General features: G+C 67.3%; 3 protein-coding genes. All 3 read right to left on the bottom strand.

Going from position 1 to position 2,718, the window contains the following annotated elements; all coding sequences use genetic code 11:
• The coding region (locus SAS01S_RS21820) for an AAA family ATPase (RefSeq protein ID WP_157082953.1) at positions 1 to 1,064 on the bottom strand (1,064 nt) is incomplete at its 3' end.
• A 31-nt stretch (positions 1,065 to 1,095) separates the two neighbouring features.
• Complete coding sequence (locus tag SAS01S_RS21815; RefSeq protein WP_066813308.1) at positions 1,096 to 1,836, bottom strand: thioredoxin domain-containing protein; 741 nt, start codon at positions 1,834 to 1,836, stop codon at positions 1,096 to 1,098.
• A 22-nt stretch (positions 1,837 to 1,858) separates the two neighbouring features.
• A complete protein-coding gene (locus SAS01S_RS21810) occupies positions 1,859 to 2,587 on the bottom strand; it encodes a thioredoxin domain-containing protein (protein ID WP_066813303.1) in 729 nt (242 codons plus the stop codon).
• Positions 2,588 to 2,718 lie beyond the last annotated feature (131 nt).

Below are 2,718 nucleotides of genomic sequence, written 5' to 3'. Positions count from 1 at the left end.
GCCGGCAGCCGCGCCGCTGCCTCGTCGGCGCGCCTGGCCAGCATCTTCGTTTCCGCGTCGAGCCGCGCCAGCGCCTCGGCGGCGTCGACCGCCAGCGCGCCTTCGCGCTCGCGGTCCTCGGCGATCCGGCCGCGTTGCCCGGCTAGTTCGGTGATTCGCCGTTCGGCGGCACTGTGTTCGGCACGCAATCCGGCCAGCGCATGCGCGGCCTCGCTGGCCGCTTCGCGCGCGGCGGTCGCCGCCGAGCGTGCATCGCCCAGCGCCTCGGTCGCGGCATGCTGGTGCGCGGTCGCGGCGCGTTGCGCCTCGGCGGCGGCGGCGACTTTCTCCTCGCATTGCACGGCTTCGGCCTTGGCAGCATCCGCTGCCGTCGCCGCGTCGCGCCAGCGCGCGAAGATCATCCGGCCTTCGGCGACGCGGATCTGGTCCGACAGCAGCCGGTAACGCTCGGCCTGACGCGCCTGGCGCCGCAATGCCGAGGCGCGTGCTTCCTGATCGGCCATGATCTCGTCGAGCCGCAGCAGATTGGCTTCGGTCGCGCGCAGCTTTTGCTCGGCATCCTTGCGGCGGACATGGAGGCCAGCGATCCCGGCGGCTTCCTCGAGCATCGCGCGGCGCTCGGTCGGCCGCGCCGAGATCACCGCGCTGATCCGCCCCTGGCTGACCAGCGCCGGCGAATGCGCGCCGGTCGCGGCATCGGCGAACAGCAAGGCGACGTCTTTGGCGCGGACGTCACGGCCGTCGATGCGATAGGCCGATCCCGCGCCACGCTCGATCCGCCGCACCACCTCGGTCTCGCTGCCGTCGATCTCGGCCAGGATCGACACTTCGGCGAAATCGCGCGCGGTGCGCTTGTCGGTGCCGGCGAAGATGACGTCGTCCATCCCGGCGCCGCGCATCGACTTCGGGCTGTTCTCGCCCATCGTCCAGCGCAGCGCCTCGAGCAGATTGGACTTGCCGCAGCCATTGGGGCCGACCACGCCGGTCAGCCCCGGTTCGATGCGGAGATCGGCCGCGTCGACGAAGCTCTTGAACCCCGACAGTCTCAGCCGTTTTATCTGCATCCTGTCGTCAGCCCCCCGGCGCGTTCAACCGTCAGGCGCCCCGTGCCTTGAGCACCGTCTCGAGCTGGTCCCAACTGATCGCATCGACCTTGTCGCCGTTGATGAAGAAACTCGGCGTCCCATTGACGCCCTTGGCTTCGCCGGCCTTCATTCCCTGAAGGATGGCATCCAGCGCCTTGGCATCAGCAAGGCAGGTGCGCGCCTTGTCCTCGGGCAAGCCGCGTTGCTTGAAGAAGTCGATATAGCCGAGATAATCGGCCCAGGCCGCCGCAACCTCCTGCGGCTTGGCATTCTGCATCCGCTGGAACAGCGCCTGCCCCTGGGACGACGACATCTTTTCCTCGATCGGCTGCTGGTTGATGTACATCTGCTCGAGGATCGGGAAGAACACCGCGGTCGGCACGCACTTGCCGAGCAACGATGCCGGAACGTCGGGCTGACCGTGGACGAGATATTCGCGAAATTCCCAGCTCACCTTGCCAGTCGCGATGTATTTTTGCTCAAGGGGTTGAGTTCCCTCCCGGCCGAAGGCTCCGCACACCGGACAAGTCCTCGATCCATATTCGACGAGCTTGAGCGGTGCGTTGGGATTACCCATCCGCACTCCGCCCTCGGGCGTCGCCGAGACCGTCTCCAGCCAGTTGGCGCCCGCCGGCGCCGAAACCGCCTTGACCGAGCCTGCCGGTGCAGAAGCGTTGTCGCCGCCGGATCCCGACCCGCAAGCGGCGAGTACCAGGAGCGGCAGAGCGGCGAAAAGGGGCAAGATCTTCATGTACTACTCCCTCGGGGAAAATTCAGACGCCGGCGGCGGCGAGCAACGGCTGCAGATGCGCCCAGTCATAGACGTTATCGGCCTTGGTGCCATTGATGACGAAAGTCGGCGTGCCGGTGACCGAATATTGCTTCCCTGCGGCGTCGGCCACCGCGACGACCCGGTCGACCCCGGCTCGCGCGGCGAGACATGCCTGCGCCCGCGCCGGCGCCATGCCGCGGCGCTTGACGAAATCCACATAGCCGAGATCGGTCGCGAAGCTGGTGGCAATCTGGTTCGGCGTCGGGTTGGTCATCGCCTGGATCTTGGTTTCGGCCGCTTGCGCCTTGGCGGTCAGCGCCTGCTGGTTGGCGAACATCGCGTCGAGCAGCGGAAAGAATTGCGCCGGCGGCACGCAATGACCGAGCAGGATCGGCCCCAGATCAAACGCGCCATGCACCGGATAGTCGCGGAATTCGTAGCTGAGCGTACCCGCGGCGATCGGTCCGGCCTTGAGGACGGGAAGCCCTTCCTTGTCGAACAGTGCGCAATGCGGGCAGGTGCGCGAGCCATATTCGATCAGCTTCACTTTGGCATTGGGATTGCCCATCCGCATCCCGCCTTCGGGCGTCGCGGCGACGACATTGACCCAATTGACCTTGGCCGGCGCGCGTTTGGTCACCACCGTCTTTTTCACCGGTGCCTTGGTCGCGGCGCCGGCGGCCAGCGGCAGCCCGGCGATCAGCGCCAGCGCCATCAACGAACGGATCATTTCTCGGTCTTTCCGATGACGGGCACTTTGATGGGCCCAAGGACGGGGATGCCGCGATTGCCCGCGACGCCGGCGGCGAGCGCGGCAAGCACTGCCTGCAATTCGGGATCGGCGATCGCGCGCAGCCCCGG

The organism is Sphingomonas asaccharolytica NBRC 15499, assembly GCF_001598355.1.
Lineage (GTDB): Bacteria > Pseudomonadota > Alphaproteobacteria > Sphingomonadales > Sphingomonadaceae > Sphingomonas > Sphingomonas asaccharolytica.
This window is presented reverse-complemented; position numbering and strand designations above follow the sequence as displayed.